The sequence below is a fragment of the Streptomyces sp. NPDC001890 genome (assembly GCF_042891445.1).
Lineage (GTDB): Bacteria > Actinomycetota > Actinomycetes > Streptomycetales > Streptomycetaceae > Streptomyces.
This window is the reverse complement of record NZ_JBIATE010000015.1, coordinates 177002-202297: the sequence shown is the minus strand read 5'-3', so window position 1 is coordinate 202297 and position 25296 is coordinate 177002. Positions and strand designations below refer to the sequence as shown.

Here is a 25296-nt window from a genome sequence, read left to right as displayed (position 1 = left end):
AAGATTGCAAAAATGGAAAAATTGCTGGGATGGAAGGAAGGTTCGAGATGGGTCGCCCGGGCGTGTGGCGGTGCCGCCTCGACGGTGTCGACGTGACGGCGCTGCCGCGACAGCGCCGGGTGGGGGGCGCCGGTGGGGGTGCCGCCTCAGTCGGGGGAGGCCGCGAGCAGGGCGATGGCGGAGCCGGCGAGGACGGTGGTATTGCGGGGGTAGGTCTGGGCGCGCACCCAGCGGGGGAAGGCGTTCTCGGCGGCTTGGGGAAGCGGTACGCGGGAGAGGGCGGCGACCGGTGAAACCGCACGTCAACGGCTGAATGCTCGCGGTTCTGCGTGAAGGTCGTCCGCTCCTGAATGAAGATCATCATCCGCTGGGATCACCCCATTCATGTCATGGACACGGGGAGTTTGATCTGTGAACCACAGGAGCGGGATGCGTCCGCGGGCGTACGGCGCGGTCGTCGGGATGTCGCTGTCCCTGGCGCTGATAGCCGGATGCGGCAGAGCCGACGGGACGGCCGGCGACGGTACGGCGTCGGCGCCCGCCAGGGCCGCCGATGACGCCGTGAAGGGCCCCGCCTACAAGGGTCCCGCACTGCCCGGCTTCGCCGCCCGGCCCGCCTGGAGCCTGCCCGCGGGCGACGCGGCACCCGGCGTCCTCGACCTCGGCTCCACCCTGCTGCTGGTGAAGGACGCGCAGGGCGACTACGAGAGCTCGGGCGGACTGACCGAGGGCGTGCTGCACTCCTCCGAGGAGGCCGATCCCCTCACGCTGGAGTTCCGTGATGGGAAAACCGGCGCCGTGACCCGGTCCGCTTCACGGCCGACGGCTCGGTGCTGTACGGGGTGACGGACGACGAGAGCGCCACGAGCACCGGCATCGCGGTGGACAGCCGGACGAAGAAGGTGCTGGCGAAGGACCTGCCCGAGGAGAACATCCCCTCCGTCGAGACGGCCACCGGTTACGGCTACGTCGGTACGGAGGCGGGCCTGTTCGTCTTCGCGCCGGCGTGAGCCCGGTCGGCGGCCGGTTGAGCGTCCGACCGCCGACCGCCGACCGGCTCCGGCATAGGAGCCGCGTAGTCCCTCGCAAGGAGCGCGCCGTCCCATGAGGGGCCGTGGGGGTTCTCCGTAGTGGGCTCCCCGGAGGCGAAGGAGGGTGAGATGGGCAGTCCGGACAGTTCCGGGATCGCGCTGAGCGTCGAGCGGGGGCAGGCCACCGACGAGGAACTGGCCGCGCTCACCGTGGTGTTGCTCGCGCTGCGGGCCGATCGCGCGGACCCGCCGCAGCGGCAGTCCGTCGCCGGGTCGCGGTGGTGGCGGCACGCGGACCGGTACGACGCCCCGCTCAGCTGGCAGTGAGGGGGACGCCATGACGACGACGATCGACCCCTCCGCTTCTGCCGACGCCGGTGTGGGTACTGGTGCCGTGGGCGCCCCGACCGATGTCCGGGGGCGTGTCGTGGAACTGCACGCCCTGCGTGAGCTGGCCCGCAGCGGGCCGAGCGAGAAGGCGACCGAGGCCCAGCACGCCAAGGGCAAGCTGACCGCGCACGAGCGGCTGGCGCTCCTCTTCGACGAGGGCACCTTCTGCGAGGTCGAGCAGTTGCGGCGGCACCGGGCCACCGGCTTCGGGCTGGAGGACAAGAGGCCGTACACCGACGGCGTCATCACCGGCTGGGGGCTCGTGGACGGCCGGACCGTCTTCGCCTTCGCCCACGACTTCCGGATCTTCGGCGGTGCGCTGGGCGAGGCCCACGCCACGAAGATCCACAAGATCATGGACATGGCCATCTCGGCCGGTGCCCCGCTGGTCTCGCTGAACGACGGCGCGGGCGCCCGTATCCAGGAGGGTGTCAGCGCGCTCGCGGGTTACGGTGGGATCTTCCAGCGCAACACCCGGGCCTCGGGTGCGATTCCGCAGATCAGTGTGATGCTCGGCCCGTGCGCGGGCGGTGCGGCGTACAGCCCGGCGCTGACGGACTTCGTGTTCATGGTCCGCGAGACCTCGCAGATGTTCATCACCGGGCCGGACGTGGTCAAGGCGGTGACCGGTGAGGAGATCACCCAGAACGGGCTCGGTGGCGCGGACGTGCACGCCGAGACCTCGGGCGTCGCGCACTTCGCGTACGACGACGAGGAGACCTGCATCGCCGAGGTCCGCTACCTCATCGGGATGCTGCCCTCCAACAACCGGCAGGACCCACCGGTCCAGCCCACCCGCGACCCCGCCGACCGGCGCAACGACGGTCTCCTCGATCTCGTGCCCCTCGACGGCAACCGGCCGTACGACATGCACAAGGTCATCGAGGAACTCGTCGACGACGGCGACTACCTGGAGGTCCACGAGCGCTGGGCCCGCAACATCATCTGCGCGATGGCCCGGATGGACGGACAGGTCGTCGGCATCGTCGCCAACCAGCCCCAGTCGCTGGCCGGGGTGCTGGACATCGGGGCGTCCGAGAAGGCCGCGCGCTTCGTGCAGATGTGCGACGCCTTCAACATTCCCATCATCACGCTGCTGGACGTGCCCGGCTTCCTGCCCGGCGTCGACCAGGAGCACGGCGGGATCATCCGGCACGGCGCGAAGCTGCTGTACGCGTACTGCAACGCGACCGTGCCGCGGATCTCGCTCATTCTGCGCAAGGCGTACGGCGGCGCGTACATCGTGATGGACAGTCAGTCCATCGGTGCGGACCTGACGTACGCCTGGCCGACCAACGAGATCGCGGTGATGGGCGCCGAAGGCGCCGCCAACGTCATCTTCCGCCGGCAGATCGCCGCCGCCGAGGACCCGGAGGCGATGCGCGCCCGCATGGTCGAGGAGTACAAGGCCGAGCTCATGCACCCGTACTACGCCGCCGAGCGCGGGCTCGTGGACAACGTCATCGACCCGGCCGAAACCCGGGAGGTGCTCGTCAAGTCCCTGGCGATGCTCCGCAACAAGCACGCCGACCTGCCGTCCCGCAAGCACGGGAACCCCCCGCAGTAGAAGGGAGCGGCGCCGGGGTGCGGGAGATGGGATCCCGGCGTGCCCCGGCGATCCCGTCCCGGCCCCGGTCCGGGCCCGCGCCCCGGTCCGGACCCCGGTTCCGGTCCTGGTCCCGCAGGCGGTTCTGCCGGTGGTTCCGTCCGTCGCGGGTCCGATCGCCGCCGATCGGACCCGTACGGTTGTGACCGCATATGACAGGTAACCGGTCCCCGGCGGTATGTCCGCGGCCGGCACCGGAAATCGGTCATCGAGAGTTCGTCCCCGATCACCCGTTTCGAACTCCTGGACGGGTAATGTGATCCCGGAATTCCTCGGGGTGGGGGAAACGGGAGGCCCGGTGGGGGAACGGCTCTTATTCAAAATCCTTGGCCCACTCATGGTGACGTCGGGCGAGCGAAAGGTGGTCATCGGCGGGGCACGTCAACGGACCACACTCGCGCTGCTGTTGCTCAATCCTGGCCGAACCGTGCCGGTGGACACTCTGGTGCACGAAGTGTGGAACGGGAACCCGCCCGCCACCGCCCGTACCCAGATCGCCATCGTCATCGCCGCGCTCCGCAAGACGTTCAAGGCGCAGGGCGCGGCCGACGACACCATCGTGACCACGCATCCGGGATACCTCCTGGACGCCGGGAGCCACTACATCGACTCGGTGGAGTTCGCCGGCCTCGTCGCCCAGGCGGAGACCGACGTGCGGGAGCAGCGCCTGGAGGACGCGGCGAGCGGGTACCGGCGCGCCCTCGACCTGTGGCGCGGGCCCGCGCTCGCCGGGGTTTCCGGGCTGCTCGTCGAGGAGGAGGCCGGCCGGCTCGGTGAGTACCGGCTCAACGCCTACGACGACGCCACCGCCGTCCAGCTGGCGCTGGGGCGCCACTACGAGCTGCTGCCCGAGCTCGGCGGGGTCGTGCAGGAGAACCCGCTGCGCGAACGGACCCGGTACCACCAGATGCTCGCCCAGTACCGGGCGGGCCGGCGCGCCGAGGCCATGGAGTCCTACCGGGAGGCGCGCGAGCAGTTCATCGAGGAGCTCGGGCTCGATCCGGGCCCGGACCTCCAGGAACTGCACGACCTGATCCTGCGCGACGACCCCTCGCTGACCCCGGCCGACGGACCGGTCTCCGTCGCGGCCGAGGCCGCGGTGCCCGAGGTCGTCGTGGTCCCCTCCGAACTTCCGCCGGACGTACCGGGGTTCACCGGCCGCGCGTGCGAACTCGCGTCCCTGGACGCGCTGATGATCGAGTCCGGGGCCGCGCTCCAGACCCCCACCGTCGGCCTGATCACCGGTGTCGCCGGGGTCGGCAAGTCCGGCCTCGCCCTGCGCTGGGCGCACCGGGTCGCCGACGGCTTCCCCGACGGGCGGCTCTTCGCCGACCTGCGCGGCTACGACGATCAGCACGAACCCGCATCCGTCGCCGACGTCCTCGGCCGCTTCCTGCGCTCGCTCGGCGTGCCGGGGCAGCAGATCCCGGAGGCGCTGGAGGAGCGGATCGCGCTCTACCGCAGCCTGCTCACCGAACGCCGCGCGCTGATCGTCCTGGACAATGTGCGCACCCACGCCCAGGTCGCCCCGCTGCTGCCGGGCAGCGGCGCCAGCTGCGTGGTCGTCACCAGCCGCGACCAGCTGGAGCAGCTGGTGACCTGGCCGCAGGAGGCCCGTGTCCACCTGGGTGTCCTGCCGCCCGACGCGGCCGTCGAACTCGTCGCCAAGATCGCCGGCGAGGAACGGATCACCGCCGCCCGCACGGACGCCAACCGGCTGGTCGAGCTCTGCGACCGGCTGCCGCTCGCCCTGCGCATCGCCGCCGCCCGCCTCGCGTCCAAGCCGCACTGGACGGTACGGCACCTGGTGACCAGGCTCAGCGACGAGCGGCGCAGGCTCGACGAGCTGAGCCAGGGGGAGTCCCGGGTACGGGCCGGGTTCGAGCTCAGTTACCGCTACCTTTCCCCCGACGCGGCCCGCCTCTACCGGCGCCTCGGCCTCGCCGACGTACCCGACTTCACCTCCTGGGTGGCCGCCGCGCTCCTCGATGTCGACGTGATCGACGCGGAGTTGCTCCTGGAGGACCTGGTGGACACGCAGTTCCTGGAGGTCGTGGGCGTCGACGCGACCGGGCGGCTGCGCTACCGCTTCCAGAACCTGCTGCGTCTGTACGCGGGGGAGCGCGCCCGGGACGAGGAGTCGGACGAGGCCTGGCGGGACGCCTGCCGCCGGGTCTTCCGCACCGCCCTGACCATTGCCCGCGAGGCCCATCGCCGGGAGAGCGGCGGGGAGTTCAGCATCGTGCACAGCGGCACCGAGCCGGCCACCATCGACACGGACCTGCTGGAGGAGCTCCTCGCGGACCCACTGGCCTGGTTCGAGGCGGAGCGGCTCTGCCTGGTCGGCATGGTCGAGCAGGCGGCCCGGATGGGCATGGCCGATCTCGCCTGGGACCTCACGGGGTCCGCGTCCGTGCTCTTCGAGACGCGCAGCTACGTGGAGAACTGGGAGAGCTGCGCGGAGCACGCCCTGGACGCGGCCCGCGCCGCCGACGACCGCCTGGGCCAGGCGGTCATGCTGCACCACACCGGGGCCGCCGCGCTGATGCGGCAGAGCATGGACGAGGCGAAGGCGCGCTCCGAGGAGGCGCTGGAGCTGTACGGAGACCTGGACGAACGGCTGGGCCGCGCCCTGGTCCTGCGCAACCTCGCGGTCGTCCACCGGCTCCAGGGCGACCCCGACGCGGCGGCGGACCGGCTGCGCGGGGCCCTGCCCATCTTCCGGGAGGCCGGTGACCTCTCGTCGGAGTCGTCCGTCCTCCAGAACATGGCCCAGCTGGAGCTGGACCGGGGCAACTACGAGGCCAGCCTCGGCCACGCCCGGGACGCGGTACGGGTCGCGGAGTCCATGGAACCCGCCGCCTCGCGCAGCCTCGCCCAGTGCCTGTACCGGCTGGGCAGCGCGCAGCTGCTGTCCGGACGGGCGGAGGAGGCCGAGGAGTCGTACCTGCGCGTGGAGGAACTGTCCCGGGCGAAGGCCGACACCCACGGCCTCGCGCATGCCCTGTACGGACTCGGCCAGGCCCGGGTGGCGCTCGGCGCGCTCGAATCGGCCGAGACCGCGTACGTCCAGGGCCGCAAGGTCGCCCGCGGGCTCGACAGCCCCGTGGTCGAGGGATCGATCCGGCTGAAACTCGGCGTACTCCTGCGGGAGCTGGGCCGGGAGGAGGAGGCCCGCGCCGAACTCCTGGGCGCCAAGGAGCTGTTCACCCGGCGAGGGGCCACGCACTGGCAGGAGGAGGTCGCCCGGGAGCTCAGCGGATCCCCGGATGTCGCCGCGGAGGTCCCGCCGGAGGTCCCGCCGGTCCCGCTGGAACTCGGCCCGGAGGTGGGAATCGGCGAATAGGAAGAAAAGGACCGGCCATTCTTCCCGGACCGGCCACGGGCGACGGGACGGGGGTCCGCTTTGCGGACGGGGTTAATCCGGCGATATCACGCCGATAAGGCCGTTGCCTAGCGTCATCACAGAAATTCGGTTTCCCGAGAGCTGTGGAGTTTGTGATGCCGCCTACCCCCGGGGTGCCCTCGTTCGCCGTGATTCCCGGCGCGCAGGTGCACCGAGTCCTCGACGGCCGGCACGAGGAAGTGGTCCGGCTGATCGAGTCGGCCTACCGCGTGCACGGCGGTGGTGACACGGTCAACCCGCCCTCCTATTTCCTGCGCTTCCCCGACCGCCCCACCTCACGCATCATCGCGCTGCCCGCCTCCCTCGGCGGCGCCGCACCCGTCGACGGCATCAAATGGATCTCCAGCTTCCCCGAGAACGTGGCGGCCGGGATCCCCCGGGCCTCCGCCGTGCTCATCCTCAACGACCCGGTCACCGGCTATCCGCTGGCCTGCCTGGAGAGCTCCATCATCAGCGCGGCCCGCACCGCCGCCTCGGCGGCGCTCGCCGCGGACCGGCTCACCGAGGGGCGCGACCGGCCGCGCCGGATCGGCTTCTTCGGCACCGGCCTGATCGCCCGGTTCATCCACCAGTACCTCGTGGGCACCGGCTGGAGCTTCGAGGAGACCGGGGTGTACGACCTGTCGGAGGAGCACGCCCGGGGCTTCGCCGCACACCTGGAGCGCGAGGGCGACAACGGCACGGTCACCCTGCACACCGGCCCCGAAGGCCCCGAACAGCTGATCCGCTCCAGCGACATCGTGGTCTTCGCGACCGTCGCCGGAGCCCCGCACGTCACCGACCCGGCGTGGTTCACCCACAACCCACTGGTCCTGCACGTGTCGCTGCGCGACCTGTCGCCCGAGGTGATCCTCGCGGCCACCAACGTCGTCGACGACATCGACCACTGCCTCAAGGCCGACACCTCCCCGCACCTCGCCGAACAGCTCAGCGGGAACCGGGAGTTCATCGACGGAACCCTGTACGACGTACTCACCGGCGACCTGAAGATCCCCGACGACCGGCCCGTCGTCTTCTCACCCTTCGGGCTCGGCGTCCTGGACCTCGCGGTCGGCGGACACATCTACGAAACCCTGCGCGCCGACGGCCAGCTCGCCGTTGTGGACGACTTCTTCCACGAGATGCGCCGATACGGCTGAGATGAGACGACCGTGACCACTCTGCTCGACAGCCCGCCCCGGCCCGCTGGGCCCGGCCCGGGTTCCCTCACCGTACGTGTGGAGGAGACCGCCCTCGCCCCGCACGAACCGCTCGACCTGTACGCCGCGCTGCGCGAGCAGTCGGCGCACGACGTCTTCCTGCTGGAGAGCCGCGAAGGCCCCGGACAGTCCCCCGGAGCCACCGTCGTGGGCCACGGACTGCTCGCCGAGATCCGGGTGCACGCCGACCGGATCCGTGTCGACGGCGCCGAGGCCGTCGTCGCCGCGGCCCTCGCGGCCGCCGACGGCCTCGGCCTCGCTCCCCGGCCCGGCAACGAGCGCGGTCTCCTCCACGGCGACCAGCTCTGGCAACTGCTGCGCACCGTGCAGGACCTGTTCACCGTGGAGACCGACCGGCCCCACGACAGCTACGCCTTCGGCTTCCTCGCCACCTTCGGCTACGGCTCCGCCTGGCACATGGAGACCCTGCCCGACCGGGGCGAGCGGGACCACGGCGAACCCGACATCGTGCTCGGCCTGTTCCGCGAGACCGTCTGGTACGGCCCCGAACCGGGCACCGTGCGCAGACTCACCGCGCACAGCGACGCCTTCCCCGACCCGGAACCCCTCGACCTGAGCGAGGAGACCATCGCGGCGGTCGCCGCCGTCGGCCGGGTCCCCGAGGTCCTGCCCGAGGCGCCGAAGCCGCACTCCGTACGGGACACCTGCGACGAGCAGACCTTCCTCGCGCGGGCCCGGCGCTGCCTGGAGCACATCGGCGTCGGCGACATCTACCAGATCCAGATCGGCCACCGCATCGACGTCGAATCCGACCTCGAACCCTTCGAGGTCTACCGGCGGCTGCGCGGCCGCAACCCGTCCCCGTACATGTACCTCGTCCCGCGCGACGGGCGCACCGTCATCGGCGCCAGCCCCGAAGTTCTCTTCCGCACCGAGGGCGGCAAGGTCGTCATGCGGCCCATCGCCGGGACCGCGCCGCGCAGCGGCGACCCCGGCATCGACGAGCCCCGGCTCGCCCGGCTCGTCGCCGACGAGAAGGAACGGGCCGAGCACGTCATGCTCGTCGACCTGTGCCGCAACGACATCGGCCGGGTCTGCCTGCCCGGCACGCTGGAGGCGCACGGGCTGATGACGGTCGAGACGTACTCGCACGTCTTCCATCTCGTCTCCACCGTCGAGGGCACCCTCGCCCCCGAGGACGACACCTGGTCCGTGCTGCGCGCCACCTTCCCGGCGGGCACCGTCACCGGCGCGCCCAAGATCCGCGCCATGGAGATCATCGAGGAGCTGGAGAGCGAGCCGCGCGGCATGTACGCGGGCGCCGTCGGCCTCGTCGACCTGCGCGGCTGGAGCCAACTCGCCCTGTGCATCCGCACGATCGTGCACGACGGCCGCAGCGGCACCTACTCCACCCAGAGCTGCGCGGGCATCGTCGCCGACTCGTCCCCCGGGGCCGAGTGGCGGGAGACCCTGCACAAGATGGGTGCGGCCTACTGGTCGCTGACCGGTGAGGAGCTGCTGCCGTGAAGGTCCTGCTCGTCGACGCGTACGACAGCTTCACCCACATCATCGACCAGTACCTGCGCACCCTGGGCGCCGACACCGACGTCGTCCGGTCGCACACCCGCACCCCGCAACAGCTCGCCGGCATGCGGCCCGACGCGGTCGTCCTCGGCCCGGGGCCCGGCCACGCGGCCGACTCGGGCCACGTCGAGCTGGTGCGCACCTTCGCCGGGTCCGTACCGCTGCTCGGCATCTGCCTGGGCCATCAGGCGATCTGCCTGGCCTACGGAGGCCGGGTCACGGTCGCCGAGCGGCTCAAGCACGGCAAGACCAGCCTCGTGCGCCACGACGGTGCCGGGGTGTTCGAGGGGCTGGAACCGGTGATGACCGCCACGCGCTATCACTCGCTGATCGCAGACGAACCGCTGCCGCCCCCGCTGATCGCCACCGCGCACGCCCAGGACGACGGCTATGTGATGGGGCTGCGGCACCGCACGCTCGCCGTGGAAGGGGTGCAGTTCCACCCCGAGTCCATCACCACTGTCGGCGGCCTGCGGCTCCTGGACAACTTCCTCACGGCCGCCGGGCGGAAATTGAAATCGATCTCCTGAGGCTGGGACCGTCCCGTGGGACATACCATCCAGATGGCTGGAATATTCACGTCCGAATGGCGCTGACCAGCGGTTATATCAAATATATTGCTGCGTCTGATGGGTGGAAGTCCCGGTGATAATGATTCGAAACAGGTCCTTCCTAATGTTCTGGATGTCGGAACGAACCGCAACAGTTCATAGGGGGAAAAGGAATCATGAAGCTCGATGCGATCACCGGGAAGATCCAGCAGACCCTCGTCGTGACGCTCGCCGGTGCGGCGATATTCGCCACCGTGCAGACCGTCGCGGAGGCCGGCCGGTCGGACCGCGCCGGCTCCTACCTCACCGCCGCCGCCACGCCGCTCGACGACCCGTGGCACCCGAGCCCCGTGGCCGCCCAGGCATCGAGACTGGACGACCCGTGGCACCCGAGCTCCGTGGCCGTTCAGGCTTCGGCGTTGGACGACCCGTGGCACCCGAGCCCTGTGGCCGTCCAGGCTTCGGCGTTGGACGACCCGTGGCACCCGAGCCCTGTGGCCGTCCAGGCTTCGGCGTTGGACGACCCGTGGCACCCGAGCCCTGTGACCGTCCAGGCTTCGGCGCTGGACGACCCGTGGCACCCGGCGCTGAGCGCCTGACCGAAGAAGGAGAAGACCAGTGAGCGCCACGACACCCGAACAGGACCGCTCCTGGCCCCCGTTGCTGGGGCAGGTGCTCGACGGCCGGGATCTCACCGCCGTCGACACCGCCTGGGTGATGGACCAGGTGATGCGGGGCCGCGCGACCGACGCACAGATCGCCGGCTTCCTGGTGGCCCTGCGGGCCAAGGGCGAGACCGTGGGCGAGCTCGAAGGGCTCGTGCACGGGATGCTGGCCCATGCCGTACACATCGACGTGCCGGGGAGGACCGTCGACGTGGTGGGCACCGGGGGCGACGGCGCACGCACGGTCAACATCTCCACGATGTCCGCGATCGTCGCGGCGGGAGCGGGGGCACGGGTCGTCAAGCACGGCAACCGTGCGGCGAGTTCGGCCTCCGGCTCCGCCGACGTACTGGAAGCGCTGGGCGTCACCCTGCGGCTGCCGCCCGAGCGGATCGCCGCCGTGGCCGACGAGGCGGGCATCACCTTCTGCTTCGCGCCGGACTTCCACCCGGCGATGCGTCACGCGGCGGGACCGCGCAAACAGCTCGGCATCCCGACCGTCTTCAACGCGCTGGGCCCGCTGACCAATCCGGCGGCGCCCACCGCCCAGGCGGTCGGGGTCGCCGACGCCCGGCTGCTGCCGCTGATCGCCGGAGCGCTGGCCCGGGCCGGCGGCCGGGGCCTGGTCTTCCGGGGCGACGACGGGCTCGACGAGCTCACCGTCACCACCACGTCGACCGTGCTGACCGTGGACGACGGCGACATCAGGCAGGAGCGGTTCGATCCGCGCGACGTGGGGATCGCGCTCGCGCCGCTGGAGGCACTGCGCGGGGAGGACGCCGCGTACAACGCGGCCGTCGCCCGGCGGATCCTGGACGGTGAGCGCGGCCCGGTACGGGACGCGGTGCTGCTCTCCGCGGGCGCCGCGCTCGTGGCGGGCGAACCCACCGGGGGCCGTACCGTCACCGAACGCCTGGGCTGGGCGGTGGAAGCGGCGGGCCGGGCGATCGACTCCGGCGCCGCGGCCGACACCCTCGACCGGTGGGTGCGGGCCACCTCGGCCCCGCACGCCGACGCCCCGCACGCCGACACCCCGGTCGCCGAAGCCCCGGTCCCCCGGGTCGCCACGGCGGCGTGACCGGGCAGGGCACCCGGGACGGACGTGGACCGTGGACGGCACCATGGCGGTAAGGGCTGCCCCGTAAGCCCCGGGAGACCGGTGGGCAGTACGGCCATGGCGCGTCCGCGCGGTCACCTGGCAGCGGTGGGTTCGAGAGCCTGGTCCCGCTCCAGGTCCGCTTCGCCGGCCGCCGCCGGCTCCGCGTCGTCCCGGGCGGCCGCCTCGGACCCCGCCGGCCGGGAACCGCGGAACTTCTCGCGCCGGATCCAGGAGAGGGCCGGCGACGTGAGGCCCGTGGTGATCAGCGCCATCAGCACCAGCATGGTGAACAGATCAGGCCCGATCACACCGAGTTCGAGCCCCAGGTTCAGCACCACCAGCTCGGTCAGTCCCCGGCAGTTCATCAGCGCCCCGATCGCCAGGGAGTCGCGCCAGGACTGACCCGACAGCCGGGCCCCGGCCGTGCTCCCGCCCCACTTGCCGAGCATCGCGACGGCCAGCACCGCCAGCGCCCACAGCCACTGCACCGGGTCGCCGGCCAGCAGTGAGACATCGGTGCGCAGCCCGGTGGCGACGAAGAACAGCGGCAGCAGCACCGGAACCGAGAACGCGCGCAGCCGAGCCGTGCAGCGCTCGATGACCCTGGATCCCCGAGGAGTGACCAGGCCGAAGACGAAGGCACCGAACAGCGCGTGCACACCGATCCGGTCGGTGGCCAGTGCGGAGAGGCACAGGCCGCTGAAGAGGACGACGAGGACCACCCCGTCCACGGTCCGCTCGGCCCGCTTCGCCCAGCGGGCGAGCAGCGGACGCAGCGCGTAGACCATGACGGCGAGGAAGACCGCGGCGAGCGCCGCCGTCGTCAGCGCCTCGGCCGGCGAACCGCTCGTCGACACCGCGACCACCGCCGCCAGCAGGCACCAGGCGGTCACGTCGTCGACCGCCGCGCACGCCATGGCCAGCGAGCCGATCCGGGTACCGATCAGACCCCGGTCGGTGAGGACCCGGGCGAGGACGGGGAACGCGGTGATGCTCATCGACACGGCGATGAACAGCACGAACGGCAACCGGCCCACGCCCGGCGGCGCGAACGAGCCGAACATCGCGAGGGCCAGCAGCGAGCCCAGGACCAGCGGCAGGACGATGCTGGCCTGACTGACCGCGACCGCGGTCCCGCGATGGCCGCGCAAGGTGCCGAGATCCAGTTCGAGTCCGATCAGGAACATGAAGGCCAGCAGGCCGATGTTGCCGAAGGCGCCGATGTACGGCAGCACCGACTCGGGGAACAGCCAGGTCTGTGCCGCGGGCGAGATCCAGCCCAGCAGCGACGGCCCCAGCATGATGCCGAGGGTGATCTCACCGATGACCGGCGGCTGGCCGAACCTGCGGAACAGCTGGGCGCCCGCCTGGCACACCAGGATGACCACCGGGATGGCGATCAGGAGATCGGGCAGGGGGTCACGTGCCGACACGGCCGGCTCCTTCCTTGGCGGTCGCCGTGGCGTCCGACCAGCGTGCGTATCGGCGCCGCCCGTACAACAGCGGCTGGGCGGACTCGTCGGCGGTGAACCGCCGCACCTGGGCGAAGACGGTGGTGTGGTCCCCGACCTCCCGCGTACCGACCACCGAGCAGTCGGCGATGGCGTGCGCGGCCTCCGTCAGATGCGGGCCGCCCGCGCCCAGCGGCAGCCGCCACTCGCTCAGCGCGAACCGTTCGGGGTTGCCGGAGCTGAAGAGGTCGGAGGTGCCGTGCGCGTCCTCGTGCAGCAGGTTGAGGGCCAACTGCCCACTGGACAGCACCGATTCGGTGGTGGGGCTCGCCGTGCGCAGGCAGATCACCAGCGTCGGCGGGGAGAGCGCCACGCTCGCCAGCGAACTGCAGGTCATCCCGCGGGGCGTGCCGTCGGCGTCGAGCGTCGTCACCACGGAGACGCCGGAGGGGAAACTGCCCATCAGCGGGCGTATGTCGGCTTCCGGAACGGGCCGGTCGGTCATGGTTTCTCCTGTCGAAGACGTGTGCCGCGCGCCCGGCAGCCGGCCGGAGAGGGGTCCCGGCTGCCGGGCGGCGCGGTGCGGCACGACTACTTGCCGTGCAGCTGGCGGAGCGCCTCGTAGGTGCTCGGCAGGGAGTTGAGGAGTTCCTGCTGCTCCTTCTTGACCTTGGTGAACATGGCCTGAGCGGCGGCCACGGACTCCGGCTTGTGGTAGAGGATCGGCAGCGGTGCGTCCGGCTCCAGACCGAGGCCGGCGAAGATGCAGTAATAGCGCTCGTTGGTCCAGAAGTTACGGAATTCCGCCTCGAAGTTCCCGTAGTACGTGGTGTCGTCGGTGGCCGCGGGATTGACCGGAAGGCCAGCCTTGTACGCGTCGATCTTCTCGCGGATGCTCGGGGCGAGCTTCAGTTCCTTGTTGGCCCGCCAGAAGGGCGAGTCGGTGCGCGGCGCGAAGTAGAAGTGGGTCTGGATGAAATCGCGGGTGTCGTCGAACATCACCTCTATTTCCTTGTTGAAGTTGTCGACCAGGGCCTGGTTGAACGTCTTGTCCGGGAAGTGCTTGGCCAGCTGATAGGCGGCGGCGGTGATGAAGTAGATGCCGGTGGACTCCAGGGGCTCCAGGAAGGCGCTGGAAAGGCCGATGCCGATGACGTTCTTCACCCAGGCGCGGCGGTTGCGGCCGACCCGGAACTTCACGTGGTTGAACTGGGTGGTCTCGGGGTCCAGGCCCCACAGCTCGCAGAACTCGGCGGTGGCCTCCTCCTGCGTGGTGAAGCGGCTGGAGTAGACGTAACCGGTGCCGAAGCGGCCCAGCATCGGGATCTTCCAGGTCCACCCGGAGGACATCGCGATCGCCGAGGTGTACGGCTCCACGCCGTTGGCCTCGTCGTCGTGCGGCACGGCCGTGGCGACCGCGCGGTCGCACAGCAGCTGGTCGCTCATGTCGACGAAGGGCTCCTCCATCGCCTGGTTCATCAGCAGGCTGCGGAAGCCGGAGCAGTCCACGAACAGGTCGGCGTCGAGGACCCGGCCCTCCTTGGTGTGCAGGGCCTTGACGAAGCCCCGCTCGTCCTTCTCGACGCGGGTCATCTCGTCCTGGATGTGGTGGACACCCTGCTTCCCGGTGGCGAACCGGCGCAGGAAGTCCGCGACGAGCGCCGCGTCGAAGTGCCAGGCGTACCGGGTGGGCGAGGTGCCGTCCAGGTGCCGCGGCGCCTTGTTGGCGTCCATCAGCGGAGCCTCGCGGAAGCAGGCGTAGTCGTACGGCTCGTCCGTCTTCCCCTCGTACTTGTTCTTGAACCAGTAGTGCGACATCGGGGTGTTGTCGTGCTCCGGGCTGATGCCGAACGGGTGGTAGAAGTGGTCCGGACCGCCCTTGTCGAGCTCACGCGGACTGCTCTGGCCCTTGCCGGGAGTACGCCAGTTGATGAAGCGGACCGCCATCTTGTAACTGGCGTTGCATTCGCGCATCCACTCCTCCTCCTCGATTCCGAGGAAGTCGAAGAGAACACGGTGCAGATTGGGCACGGTGGCCTCGCCCACACCGATGCGCGGAATGCTCGGCGCCTCCAGGACCGTGACGTCGACCGTGCTCTGGAGGGCCTTGCCGAGATAGGCGGCGGTCATCCAGCCGGCCGTACCGCCGCCGAGGATCACGACCTTCTTGATGGCGTTGTCTGTTGCGGTGGAGGTGCCCGTCATATCGAATTCCCTCTTCTGGCGGAGTTGTGGTGGCGGAACTGTGGGGATGGCCAGAGTCGGCAGCAGCTCTACGGCACTTCTATAACCCGGCGGAAAAGGCCGAATGAGATTGCTGGGTGTCGGGATTTATGGAGGGCGTATAGCGCGCGGGCACAGCCTGGGACCTGTTGATTCCGCACTCGTATCTCCCAGCAGAGGATGGCCGCATCACATGGCGAGCACAGAACGGGAGCCGGAGACGGGGCTGAAAGGCATCCTTTCCACTGTGGGAGGAACCCCGCTCGTAGAGCTCGAACGGTTGATGCCGGGTTTCACCTCGCGGGTGTTCGCCAAGGTGGAGCGTTTCAACCCCGGCGGTAGTGTCAAGGACCGCTCCGCGCTGAGCATGGTGGCCACGAAGATCCGGTCCGGGGAGCTCGTCCCGGGCCGTTCGACGGTCATCGAGTCCAGCTCGGGGAACCTCGCGATCGGGCTCGCGCAGATCTGCGGCTACTACGGCCTGCGGCTCGTCTGTGTGGTGGACACCCGCACCACCCGGCAGAACATCGCGATCCTGCGGGCCTACGGGGCCGAGGTCGAGATCATCACCGAGCCCGACCCGGCCACCGGGGAACTGCTGTCCGCCCGGCTGCACCGGGTCGCCGAACTGGTGGCGACCACCCCCGACGCCTACTGGCCCGACCAGTACGCCAACCCGCTCAACCGGCGGGCCCACGAGACCACGATGGGGGAGATCGCCGAAGCCCTCGACGGCAAGGTCGATCAGCTCGTCGTGGCCGCGGGCACCAGCGGCACGCTCGGCGGCTGCGCCGAGTACATCCGCCGGCACCACCTCGGCACCACCGTCAACGCGGTCGACGCCCTCGGCAGCGTGCTGTTCGACTCACTCGTCGACTGCGCCCGCCTGGTGCCCGGCCACGGTGCGTCCGTCGCGCCCAAACTGCTGCGGCGGACCGACGCGGACCGGGTGGTGCACGTCGGCGACCTGGACTGCGTGGTGGGCTGCCGCACCCTGGTGCGCCGCGAGGCGATCCTCGCCGGCGGCTCGTCGGGTGCGGTCGTCGCGGCCCTGACCCGGCTCGCCCCCGGCATACCACCCGGCTCCAACGTGGTGATCGTGCTGCCCGACGGCGGCGACCGCTACCTCGACACCATCTACGACGACACCTGGGTGCAGCAGCACTTCGGGGACGTAGCCCACCTGTGGGACGGGCCGTCGGACGCCGGGTTCGTGGGCCAACTGGCCGATATAGCCCAGTAATAGCGCGTCACCGCAGGCTTTCCTCACCAGCGGACAGTTCCAGCGAGCAGTTCCAGCGAGCAGTTCGAGCGAACAGCACCGGGGAGCAGCACCCGCGAACAGCACCGGGGAGCTGCTCCCGCGAACAGCACCGGAGAGCAGTTCCAGCGAACAGCACCACAGACCCTCGAAATGACCCGAACCGAGACCCGGAGGCACCACATGACCACCCAGATCGCCGACCTCAGCACCGAGCGCAAGGCCGAGATCAAGGAGATCGTCTGCGACATCCTCGAACTCGAACTCGACGAGGTCACCGACACCAGCCTCTTCAAGGAGGAGCACGACGCCGACTCCCTGCGCACCATCGAGATCCTCGCCTCCATGGAGCGCAACTTCGGTCTCGTCCTGGAGCAGGCCGAGCTCAGCCGCATGATCAACCTGGCGGGCGTGTACGCCGTGGTCGCGGAGGCCGAGGGAAAGTGAGCGGAGCGACGGGCGGCACGGCGCCGCGCACGGCCCCCCGGCACCGGGTGGTGATCACCGGGCTCGGCGTGGTGACCAGCATCGGCACCGGGGTGGACGCCTTCGCCGACGGCCTGCGGGCCGGACGCAGCGGCGCCAAACCGATCGGCGCCTTCGACACCACCGGATTCGCGTACTCCAACGCCTGCGAGATCACCGATTTCGACCCCGGGGCGTGGCTGCGCGAGATGGCGGCCGACGAGCTCGGCCGGGCCGCGCAGTTCGCGGTGGCCGGCAGCCGGATGGCGGTCGCGGACGCGGGACTCACCGAGGACGACGTACGGGCCAGGCGCACCCTGGTCTCGGTCGGCACCACCGACGGCGAGTCCCGCGACCTGGACCACCTGATCGGCCTTCAGGTCGCCGAGGGCGAGGACCGGCTCGATGCCACCGTCGCCCGCCGGGTGTGGCCCGGCCGGCTCTCCGCCGGCATCGTCCGCGAACTCGGCCTGGAGGACGTGGAGACGGTCACCGTCCCCACCGCCTGCGCGGCGGGCAACTACGCGGTCGGCTCCGGCTACGACGCGATCAGCTCCGGTGACGTCGAGATGGCGCTCTGCGGCGGGGCGGACGCCCTGTGCCGCAAGACGTTCACCGGCTTCTACCGGCTCGGCACCATCGCCCCCGACGTGTGCCGCCCCTTCGACGCCGACCGGCAGGGCATCCTGACCGGCGAGGGCGCCGGGATCCTCCTGATGGAGTCCCTGGAGTCCGCGTTGGGGCGCGGCGCCCGCATCTACGCGGAGGTCCTGGGTTACGGGCTGTCCTGCGACGCGAGCCACCCGGTCGCACCCGACCGGGACTCCATCGCACGCTGCATCACCGCCGCCCACCGCAACGCCGGCATCGAGGCGTCCGACGTGGACTTCATCTCGGCGCACGGCACCGGCACCAAGGCCAACGACGTCACCGAGGTCGGCGCGATCCGGCAGGTCTTCGGCGACGAACTGCCGCGCACCGTGTCGATCAAGTCGATGATCGGCCACACCATGGGCGCCGCGAGCGCGCTGGCCGCCGCGGCCTGCTCCCTGGCACTGCGGGAGGGCTTCATCCCGCCCACCATCAACCACCGCACCACCGACCCCGAGTGCGCGGTCGACTGCGTACCCAACGAAGCGGTCGAGGCCCGGCTGCGGGTCGTGCAGAACAACGGCCTCGCCTTCGGCGGGAACAACGCGGTCCTGATGCTCGGCCACTGGGACGAGAACGCGGCCGAAACCCTGCCCGCCGACGCGACAGCGGCGGCCTGAACCGGCCCGACGCGGCCTGAGAGGAGTTGGACGGAATGTCAGCCGACGCGGTCACCACCGCGCAGGACCTGGTCGTTTCGGGCTGGGCAGTGTCCTCCCCGTACGGGCTGGGCCGGGACGGGTTCACGGCCGGACTGCGCGAGGGGCGGCGCGCCGTCGCCGCCCTCGACAGCGAACAGTGGCCGGTGCCCTACGAAGAGGCCGGGCTCATACCCGGCTTCGACATCAAGGCCGTCCTCGGCCGCAAGGGCACCCGCTCCATGGACCGGGTCACCGCCATCGCCGCCACCACCGTGGGCATGCTCCTGGAGGAGTACGGGGCCGGCCTGGCCGCCGACCCCGAGAGCACCGGCCTGGTGCTCGGCACCTCCGGCAGCGTCCAGTCGATCATGGACTTCACCCGGGACGCCCTCACCGGCAAGGCGCCCTACCTGGTCGACCCCGCCAGGTTCCCCAACACCGTGATGAACTGCCCCACCGGGCACAGCGCCATCCGGCACACGCTCAAGGGCCCCAACGTCACCGTCTCCGGCGGCGCCGCCACCGGGCTGCTCGCCCTCAACTACGCCTCCCGGCTGCTGCGCGGCGGCCACGCCACCGCACTCCTCGCGGGTGCCGCCGAGGAGTTCTCCGTACAGCGCGCCCGGCTGGAGCACGTCGCCGACCACGGCGGCAGCGCCGCCGAACCGCTCGGCGAGGGCGCGGCGCTCTTCCTCCTGGAGAGCGGGGCGGCGGCCCGCGACAGCGGACGCACCGTCCTGGCCACCGTGCTCGGCTGCCGCTTCCGGGCCTTCCGGAACACCGGCCGTGCCTCCGCCGTGCTGAAGAGCTGCGTCGACGAGGTCCTGGCCGCCGCCGGGGCGACCCCCGACGACATCGCGATCGTCGCCCCCGGCACCCCGCCCGGTGTCTTCGGCAAGGAGGAGACGGCGGCCCTGGACGGCCTCGCCGCGCCGCGCCTCGCGGTCCGCCCCCTCATCGGCGACGCCACCGCGGCCGGTGCCGCCTTCCAGCTCGCCGCCGTACTCGCCGAGTCGGCCGCCCGCCCGGCGCTGGTGGACCGGCTCGCCCTGGTCACCGCCATCGACCGGGACGGCACCGTCGGCGCGGCCCTGCTCCGCCTCGGCTGAGCCACCAAGCCCTCCGTAAGTCCCACCCTCCCGCGCAGCACTCGCAGAAAGGGCACGCACCATGTCCGACACTCCCAGGCCGGTGGCCCTCGTCACCGGTGGATCGCGCGGTATCGGGCGGTCCGTCGTGGAGGTCCTGGCCCGCGACGGATACGACGTGGCCCTGTGCTACCAGTCCCGGGCGGAAGCGGCCGAACTCGCCGCGAAGGCGGCCCGGGAGCACGGCGCCCGGACGCTGGCCGGCCGCGTCGACGTCACCGACCGGGACGCGGTGCGCGCCTTCGTCGCCGAGACCGAGAACACCCTCGGCCCGGTCGACACCCTCGTCACCGCCGCCGGAATCGTCCGGGACAGCAACCTGGCCACGCTCACCGACGACGACTGGGACGCCGTGGTGCGCACCAACCTCGACGGCACGTACAACTTCGCCAGGGCGCTCGTCTTCCCGATGATGAAGCGCCGTCGGGGCACCGTGATCACCCTCTCCTCGGTCGCGTCCCAGGGACAGGCCGGCCAGACCAACTACTCGGCCTCCAAGGCCGGGATCATCGGCTTCACCAAGGCCCTCGCCAAGGAGGGCGGCCGGGCCGGGCTGCGCGCCAACACCGTGGCCCCCGGCTTCATCCGTACCGACATGACCGGCGGACTCTCCGAGAAGTACGCCAAGGACATGACCAGGAGCATTCCGCTCGGCCGGTTCGGGGAGCCCGAGGAGGTCGCCGAGCTGGTGTCGTTCCTCGCCTCCGACCGTGCGTCCTACATCACCGGACAGGTCTTCTCCATCGACGGCGGCCTGGTCGTCTGACACCCCGGTCCTCCCGTGATCCCAAGGAGTTCGCCATGACCGCCCGCACCACCAAGCCGCCGCGGTTCTACTTCAACCTGCGCAGCCCCTACAACTTCTTCGCCCTCGCCGACCTGGAGCGCGACCACCCGGAGCTGCTGGACCGCGTCGAATGGCGCCCGTTCTGGGAGCCGGACCCGACCAGCGAGAAGCTCCTCGCCGAAGCCTCGCCCGGCGCCGAGTTCCCGTTCCACCCGATGTCCCGCGCCAAGCAGTTCTACATCCTGCGCGATGTGCGCAGGCTCGCCGCCGACCGCGGCCTGGCGCTGACCTGGCCGGTGGACCGCAAGCCCTGGTGGGAGCCGGCCCACCTGACCTGGTTCCTTGCCGAGCGCGAGGGGCTCGGCCGCGCCTGGGTCGAGCGCGCCGGGCGGGCCCGCTGGCTGGAGGGGCGCGACATCTGCGACCCGGACGTGGTGCGCGAACTGGCCGAGGAGATCGGCCTGGACGGTGCGGAGGTCGCCCAGGCCCCCCATCACCCGCTCGTGCGCGAACAGGGCGTACGGGCACTGCTCGACGTGCACCGCGACGGCGTCTTCGGCGTGCCGTACTTCATCAACGGCAGCGAGCCGTACTGGGGCCTGGACCGCGTCACCGACTTCGCGGCTTCCTTCGCACCCGCCCCGGCCACCGCGGCCGGTGCCGCGCCCACCGCCGCCGAGCCGCCCGCCGTGCCCGCCGCGGGCCGGACCACCGACATGAGCCACGCGGGAGGCTGCGGATGACCACCGCGACCGGCACCGACGAGCGCGCCACGGCCGGGGGAACCCTGCCGCTGACCGCCATCCAGGAAGCGATGTGGACCGCGTACCGCGTCGCACCGGAGAGTGCCTCCTACAACATCGTGATGCCGCTGCTGCTGCGCGGGCCCATCGACCCGGCCGCCATGGCCGAGGCGGTCACCGCCGTCGGCGACCGGCAGGAGCTGCTGCGCTCCGTCTTCACCGAGCAGGACGGCACCCCGGTCCGTACCGCCGCCGAACAGGCCCTGGTCCGCATGGAGTTCAGGGACCTCGACGGCATCGACGAGGAGGGCCTGCGGCGCGCCGCGGAGGAGGCGGGCGCCCGCCCCTTCCGCCTGGAGTCCGGCGCCTTCCGAGTCGTACTGCTGCGCCGCTCCGACAAGGAATGGGCGCTGGTGACCGCCGCCCACCACATCGTCAGCGACTTCACCTCGCGCTGGCTGCTCGTCCGCGACCTGCTCGACGCCTACGCGGGCATCTCCACCGGCACCGCCCCGGCCTGGCGGCCCATCCCCGGCTCGTACGCCGACCACGCCGCCGAGGAACTGCGCCACACCGCCTCCGAGGCGGGGCGGCGCGGCGCGGACCGGTGGCGCGAGTCGGTCGCCGGGGCGCCCGCGGCGGAGCTCCCGCTGGACCGGCCGCGCCCCGTCGTCCGCTCGCTCCGGGGCGGCACCGTGGTCCGCGTGCTCGCCCCGGCCACCGCCCAGGGGCTCGACGCGGCGGCCGACGACGCGGGCGTCACCCCGTTCGCGTATCTGCTCGGCGTCTTCCAGGCACTCACCCACCGCTGGACCGGCCAGGAGGAATTCGTCCTCGGGGTGCCCGCGACCAGCCGGATGGGCAAGGCGCAGCGGGACGTGATCGGCTGCTTCCTCAACACCATGCCGGTACGGGCCGAGTTCGACGCCACCAGCACCTTCCGGGGCACCGCCGCGCTGGCCGGCGAGCGGGTGATGCGGGGCATGGTCAATGTCCGCTACCCGTGCGCCCTGGCCTTCCCGCAGGCCACCGTCTTCCGCACCGCGCTGTTCCTGGTCCAGATGGACCGGATGGACCCGCCGGTGCCCAACGTCCCGCCCGGGCAGGTCATCGGCCCGTCCGTCGCGTACAAGGGGCTGGACATCGCCCTCATCGACGTACCGCAGCAGGAGGGCCAGCTGGACCTGCTGCTGCGCATCGAGCAGACCCCCGACGGTGTCACCGCCGTCTTCTCGTACGACACCGACCTGCTCGACCGCGCCACGGTCGAGCGGTTCGCGGACGGCTACGAGCGGATGCTCGCCGCGGCCGTCGCCGACCCGGGCACCCGGATCACCGACGTGGAACTGGCCGGACAGGACGAGACGGCCGCGCTGCTCGCCCTCGGCACCACCTCCTTCGACAACGCCGCCGATTTCGGCGACTTCAACGACATCGACGACTTCGAATCCTTCGAGAACTCCTGGGAACACCGATGACCATGCGCATCGCGATCGTGGGTGCGGGACTCGGCGGTCTGACGGCCGCCGCCGCACTGCACCACCGGGGCCTGGACGTCCAGGTCTACGAGCGGGGGGAGGAGCTGCGCGAGCAGGGCGTCGGCATGCACCTCGGCCCCAACGGCACCCGGCTGCTCCAACGACTGGGCCTCGGGCCGGAGTTGGAGCGGTGCGCGGTGCGCCCCGAGGCCCTGGAGGTCCGGGCCTTCCACAACGGTGCCACCGTGGCCCGCCAGGAGATGGGCGAGGCGTGGCAGGAGCGGTTCCGTGCCCCGTACTACACCGTGCACCGCGGTGACCTGCACCGGATGCTGTCCTCCCGGGTCCCCGCCGAGCGGGTGCACACCGGCAAGGAGCTGGTCCGGTACGAGGAGACCGTGTACGGGGTCGTCCTGCACTTCGCGGACGGCACCGACGCCCACGCCGACGTACTGATCGGCGCGGACGGCGTGCACTCGGCGGTCCGCCGCGCGGTCGCGGGCGCCGACGCCCCGGTCTACTCCGGCAACAGCGCCCTGCGCGGTGTGGTCGACGCCGCCGACCTGCCGGACCTGGACCCCGCGCTGATGTACATGTACGCGGGCCCCACCGCGCGCGTCCTGCTCTACCCGGTCGCCGGGGGACGGCAGTTCACCTACGTCGTGGTGACCCCGGCCGCCGAGGGTGCCGCCGAGTCGTGGACCAGCGCGGGCGACCGCACCGACCTGGACGCCGTCCTGATGGGCTGGGACCCGGCCGTGCGCGCGCTCGCCGACGCGGCGGGCGAGGTGCGCCGCTGGGCACTGTACGACCGCGAGCCGCTGGAGCGGTGGAGCACCTCCCGCACCACCCTGCTCGGCGACGCGGCCCACCCGATGCTCCCGCACCACGGACAGGGCGCCAACCAGGCCGTGGAGGACGCCGTGGCGCTCGCCGTCTGCCTCGAAGGGGCGGCACCCGGCGCGGACGGCATCGCCGCCGCACTGCGCCGCTACGAGGAGGCACGCCGCCCGCACACCACCCGCGTGCAGCTCGGCTCCCGCACCGGGCAGCAGCCGAAGGACGCCGCAGCGAACCGCCGCATCGACGCCGAGAGCGTCGACTGGGTCCTGGACCACGACGTCGAGGCGGCCCTCGGCGGGTCGGCCCTCGGCGGGTCGCGGGACCGCCTTCCCCAGGCCGCCTGACGCGCAGTCGAGCCGCGTGCGAATGGACCAGGGGCCCCTGACGCTCTCCCCGCGCCAGGGGCCCCGCCATGTCCGGGCACGGAATCCGGCGCGGTCCCGGGCCAGGGGCATTGCGTGATGGGAATGGTCCGGTTCGCCGGCCCCGCGAGTGGCGTGGTGTCATGTCCGTTGTGCGGCAAAGGACCCGGGAGAGCAGAGCGGGCACGGCGCTGGCAACCATGTGGTTGTCGAGACCCATGAGAGGTGTCTTGAGAGTATTCGGCAGGCCACGGTGGGTGCGTGATCCTGGCGGGCTTTCGTCGGCGACCACTCCCACGATGCTGTGCGAGGCATTGCTGCGCGATACTCGTCCTGTGGAGTGGTTCGAGCAGGCCCAGGAAGCGGAACAGCGTCGGGATTGGGATGCGGCCATCGAATTGGTAAGCGCCCACGCCGAGTGCTATTCCACCGATCACAACAGGCACGACAGCCATCTGTGGCACATGGATCTGCTCGTCCGTGCGGAACGGCTCTCGGAACTCACGGAGCGCGCTCTCACGGATGTCCACGCTCGTCGGAGACTCAACACATCGCTTCGCGAGCGGGGGATGGGGGCGGCGCTGCGCAACCGTGCCAGAGACGGTGATCATGGTGCCCTGTACGCCCTCGTTCGGCTGCTGTGCGAGACGGGCCGGGCCCAAGAGGCCCATCGAGCGGTCCAAGACCTCGGTCCGGACAATCAGTACGCACACCAGATCGTAGCCAGCTTTCGATCGCCGTCGAGCGGTGCACAGTAACGCCGCCGCCGGCTTCGCTTCACCACGCGATGGTCCTGGACCGACGAGATCACCCGGGCAATCGACTGGATTGCTCCATGGCTGAGACTTCCGTTGCCGATGACGTTATTCATCTCGCCTGCGGCATCTGCCCTTCACGCCGATTCCCCGTTGAGGTATGGGAACGACCGACGAAAGAGTGTCCGTTCAACGCTGAAGACGGGCACTGCTACGCGCCTGGTCGCGTGACCACTGGGTGAGCGGGATTCAGCGCACCCAGGGTCCGGGGAGGTCCTTGCGCACGACTTCAAGATCAGCAGCCGCCCGGCCACGGGCATGGATCCAGGACTGGTCCTGGATCCCGTCTCGGCGTACCAGTCGACCAGGTGCCGCGTACCAGCGCACGGGCGAGTCGTCCTTGCTGGCCCACATGGGGTGGTCAGGCAGGTCGACTCGGGCGTAGCGCTCGTAGAGGCTCGGCAGCAACGCTTCCGGTAGCTCGCAGGCGTCGTAGAGACGCTGGTCGTCCGCTCCGAAGAGCGACTCGCTCAGCACGAGTTCGACCCACGCGAGGGACAGCCGATCAAGAAACGGGACCCAGCCGTCATGGGACTCCACCACGACCGGTGGATCATCCTGTTCGATCTCGGCCATGGGGATCGCCCAGAAGGCGCAGTCCTGATTCTCACGGCGAAAGACCAGGACGCCTCCCAAGGCATCGTCGACGTAAAGCCCAGTTGCGGGAACCAGGGGATCCTGCTGTCGACTCAGGTCGTGCCGGCGCCCGAACAGTGCATACCCCTCGCGCAGGGCCGCCGGGAGCTCGAAACCCAGATCGGCTTCTACGGCCGCCAACTCTTCCTCGCTGCAGCCGTCTGCCGACTCCAGCGGTCGGCCCATCCACGAATCGACGAACCAACGCACGAAATCCCAGGCCTGCGCGCGAGTGTGTACCCCACCTCGCAGCGCGACCGAGACATCAGGACCATCCAGCATGCTGAGGACGCTACCGCC

The 25296-nt window shown here is 70.9% G+C and carries 23 protein-coding genes; 19 read left to right on the top strand and 4 right to left on the bottom strand.

Features of this window, described 5'->3' with window-relative positions; all coding sequences use genetic code 11:
* The first annotated feature begins 411 nt into the window (after positions 1-411).
* The 10 genes from ACFYY1_RS29670 (at position 412) to trpD (ending at position 11471) form a co-directional block, all read left to right on the top strand.
* On the top strand, positions 412-846 hold the full coding sequence (locus ACFYY1_RS29670) for a hypothetical protein (protein ID WP_388591041.1): 435 nt from the start codon (positions 412-414) through the stop codon (positions 844-846).
* Complete coding sequence (locus tag ACFYY1_RS29665) at positions 843-1010, top strand: hypothetical protein (protein ID WP_388591039.1); 168 nt, start codon at positions 843-845, stop codon at positions 1008-1010. The genes ACFYY1_RS29670 and ACFYY1_RS29665 overlap by 4 nt, the downstream gene beginning before the upstream one ends.
* A 150-nt stretch (positions 1011-1160) precedes the next feature.
* Positions 1161-1358 (top strand): acyl-CoA carboxylase subunit epsilon, encoded by a 198-nt coding sequence (locus tag ACFYY1_RS29660; protein ID WP_388591037.1) that lies wholly within the window; start codon positions 1161-1163, stop codon positions 1356-1358.
* A gap of 10 nt (positions 1359-1368) precedes the next feature.
* Positions 1369-2988, top strand: a complete 1620-nt coding sequence (locus ACFYY1_RS29655; protein ID WP_388591035.1) for an acyl-CoA carboxylase subunit beta — start codon at positions 1369-1371, stop codon at positions 2986-2988.
* A 376-nt stretch (positions 2989-3364) separates the two neighbouring features.
* Positions 3365-6373: a BTAD domain-containing putative transcriptional regulator gene (locus ACFYY1_RS29650; RefSeq protein ID WP_388591034.1), complete on the top strand. Its 3009-nt coding sequence runs from the start codon at positions 3365-3367 to the stop codon at positions 6371-6373.
* A gap of 155 nt (positions 6374-6528) precedes the next feature.
* Positions 6529-7572: a 2,3-diaminopropionate biosynthesis protein SbnB gene (sbnB, locus tag ACFYY1_RS29645; protein WP_388591032.1), complete on the top strand. Its 1044-nt coding sequence runs from the start codon at positions 6529-6531 to the stop codon at positions 7570-7572.
* Between the two features lie 12 nt (positions 7573-7584).
* The gene (locus ACFYY1_RS29640) at positions 7585-9120 is read left to right on the top strand and encodes an anthranilate synthase component I family protein (RefSeq protein WP_388591030.1); all 1536 of its coding nucleotides are present in this window, start codon (positions 7585-7587) and stop codon (positions 9118-9120) included.
* Entirely contained in the window at positions 9117-9707 is a 591-nt protein-coding gene (locus tag ACFYY1_RS29635) for an anthranilate synthase component II (protein WP_388591029.1), read from the top strand. The genes ACFYY1_RS29640 and ACFYY1_RS29635 overlap by 4 nt, the downstream gene beginning before the upstream one ends.
* Positions 9708-9904: 197 nt before the next feature.
* Positions 9905-10327, top strand: coding sequence for a hypothetical protein (locus tag ACFYY1_RS29630; RefSeq protein WP_388591028.1), 423 nt, complete (start codon positions 9905-9907; stop codon positions 10325-10327).
* A gap of 19 nt (positions 10328-10346) precedes the next feature.
* On the top strand, positions 10347-11471 hold the full coding sequence (gene trpD, locus ACFYY1_RS29625; RefSeq protein WP_388591026.1) for an anthranilate phosphoribosyltransferase: 1125 nt from the start codon (positions 10347-10349) through the stop codon (positions 11469-11471).
* A gap of 113 nt (positions 11472-11584) precedes the next feature.
* On the opposite strand, the gene ACFYY1_RS29620 is transcribed toward trpD, so the two are convergent.
* The 3 genes from ACFYY1_RS29620 to ACFYY1_RS29610 all read right to left on the bottom strand — a co-directional run bounded on the left by ACFYY1_RS29620 (position 11585) and on the right by ACFYY1_RS29610 (position 15148).
* The gene (locus ACFYY1_RS29620) at positions 11585-12925 is read right to left on the bottom strand and encodes a cation:proton antiporter (RefSeq protein WP_388591025.1); all 1341 of its coding nucleotides are present in this window, start codon (positions 12923-12925) and stop codon (positions 11585-11587) included.
* Complete coding sequence (locus tag ACFYY1_RS29615) at positions 12912-13448, bottom strand: flavin reductase family protein (RefSeq protein WP_388591024.1); 537 nt, start codon at positions 13446-13448, stop codon at positions 12912-12914. The genes ACFYY1_RS29620 and ACFYY1_RS29615 overlap by 14 nt, the downstream gene beginning before the upstream one ends.
* 86 nt (positions 13449-13534) lie before the next feature.
* Positions 13535-15148 (bottom strand): tryptophan halogenase family protein, encoded by a 1614-nt coding sequence (locus tag ACFYY1_RS29610; RefSeq protein WP_356086164.1) that lies wholly within the window; start codon positions 15146-15148, stop codon positions 13535-13537.
* A 211-nt stretch (positions 15149-15359) separates the two neighbouring features.
* On the opposite strand from ACFYY1_RS29610, the gene sbnA reads away from it, so the two are divergent.
* The 9 genes from sbnA (at position 15360) to ACFYY1_RS29565 (ending at position 24303) form a co-directional block, all read left to right on the top strand.
* Positions 15360-16409, top strand: coding sequence for a 2,3-diaminopropionate biosynthesis protein SbnA (sbnA, locus tag ACFYY1_RS29605; RefSeq protein WP_388591023.1), 1050 nt, complete (start codon positions 15360-15362; stop codon positions 16407-16409).
* A gap of 201 nt (positions 16410-16610) precedes the next feature.
* Positions 16611-16874, top strand: a complete 264-nt coding sequence (locus tag ACFYY1_RS29600) for an acyl carrier protein (RefSeq protein WP_388591021.1) — start codon at positions 16611-16613, stop codon at positions 16872-16874.
* Entirely contained in the window at positions 16871-18163 is a 1293-nt protein-coding gene (locus ACFYY1_RS29595; protein WP_388591019.1) for a beta-ketoacyl-[acyl-carrier-protein] synthase family protein, read from the top strand. The genes ACFYY1_RS29600 and ACFYY1_RS29595 overlap by 4 nt, the downstream gene beginning before the upstream one ends.
* Positions 18164-18198: 35 nt before the next feature.
* Positions 18199-19293 carry a beta-ketoacyl synthase N-terminal-like domain-containing protein gene (locus ACFYY1_RS29590; protein WP_388591017.1) on the top strand — a complete coding sequence of 365 codons (1095 nt, stop codon included), beginning with the start codon at positions 18199-18201 and terminating at the stop codon, positions 19291-19293.
* 61 nt (positions 19294-19354) lie between these two features.
* The gene (gene fabG, locus ACFYY1_RS29585) at positions 19355-20098 is read left to right on the top strand and encodes a 3-oxoacyl-ACP reductase FabG (protein ID WP_358944637.1); all 744 of its coding nucleotides are present in this window, start codon (positions 19355-19357) and stop codon (positions 20096-20098) included.
* 35 nt (positions 20099-20133) lie between these two features.
* Complete coding sequence (locus ACFYY1_RS29580; protein ID WP_388591015.1) at positions 20134-20862, top strand: 2-hydroxychromene-2-carboxylate isomerase; 729 nt, start codon at positions 20134-20136, stop codon at positions 20860-20862.
* Positions 20859-22340, top strand: coding sequence for a condensation domain-containing protein (locus tag ACFYY1_RS29575; protein WP_388591013.1), 1482 nt, complete (start codon positions 20859-20861; stop codon positions 22338-22340). The genes ACFYY1_RS29580 and ACFYY1_RS29575 overlap by 4 nt, the downstream gene beginning before the upstream one ends.
* Positions 22337-23527 (top strand): FAD-dependent monooxygenase, encoded by a 1191-nt coding sequence (locus ACFYY1_RS29570; protein ID WP_388591012.1) that lies wholly within the window; start codon positions 22337-22339, stop codon positions 23525-23527. The genes ACFYY1_RS29575 and ACFYY1_RS29570 overlap by 4 nt, the downstream gene beginning before the upstream one ends.
* 353 nt (positions 23528-23880) lie before the next feature.
* Positions 23881-24303, top strand: a complete 423-nt coding sequence (locus ACFYY1_RS29565) for a hypothetical protein (protein ID WP_388591010.1) — start codon at positions 23881-23883, stop codon at positions 24301-24303.
* A 246-nt stretch (positions 24304-24549) separates the two neighbouring features.
* Here ACFYY1_RS29565 and ACFYY1_RS29560 read toward each other — a convergent pair whose 3' ends face one another.
* On the bottom strand, positions 24550-25278 hold the full coding sequence (locus ACFYY1_RS29560; RefSeq protein WP_388591008.1) for an SMI1/KNR4 family protein: 729 nt from the start codon (positions 25276-25278) through the stop codon (positions 24550-24552).
* Between the last annotated feature and the right edge of the window lie 18 nt (positions 25279-25296).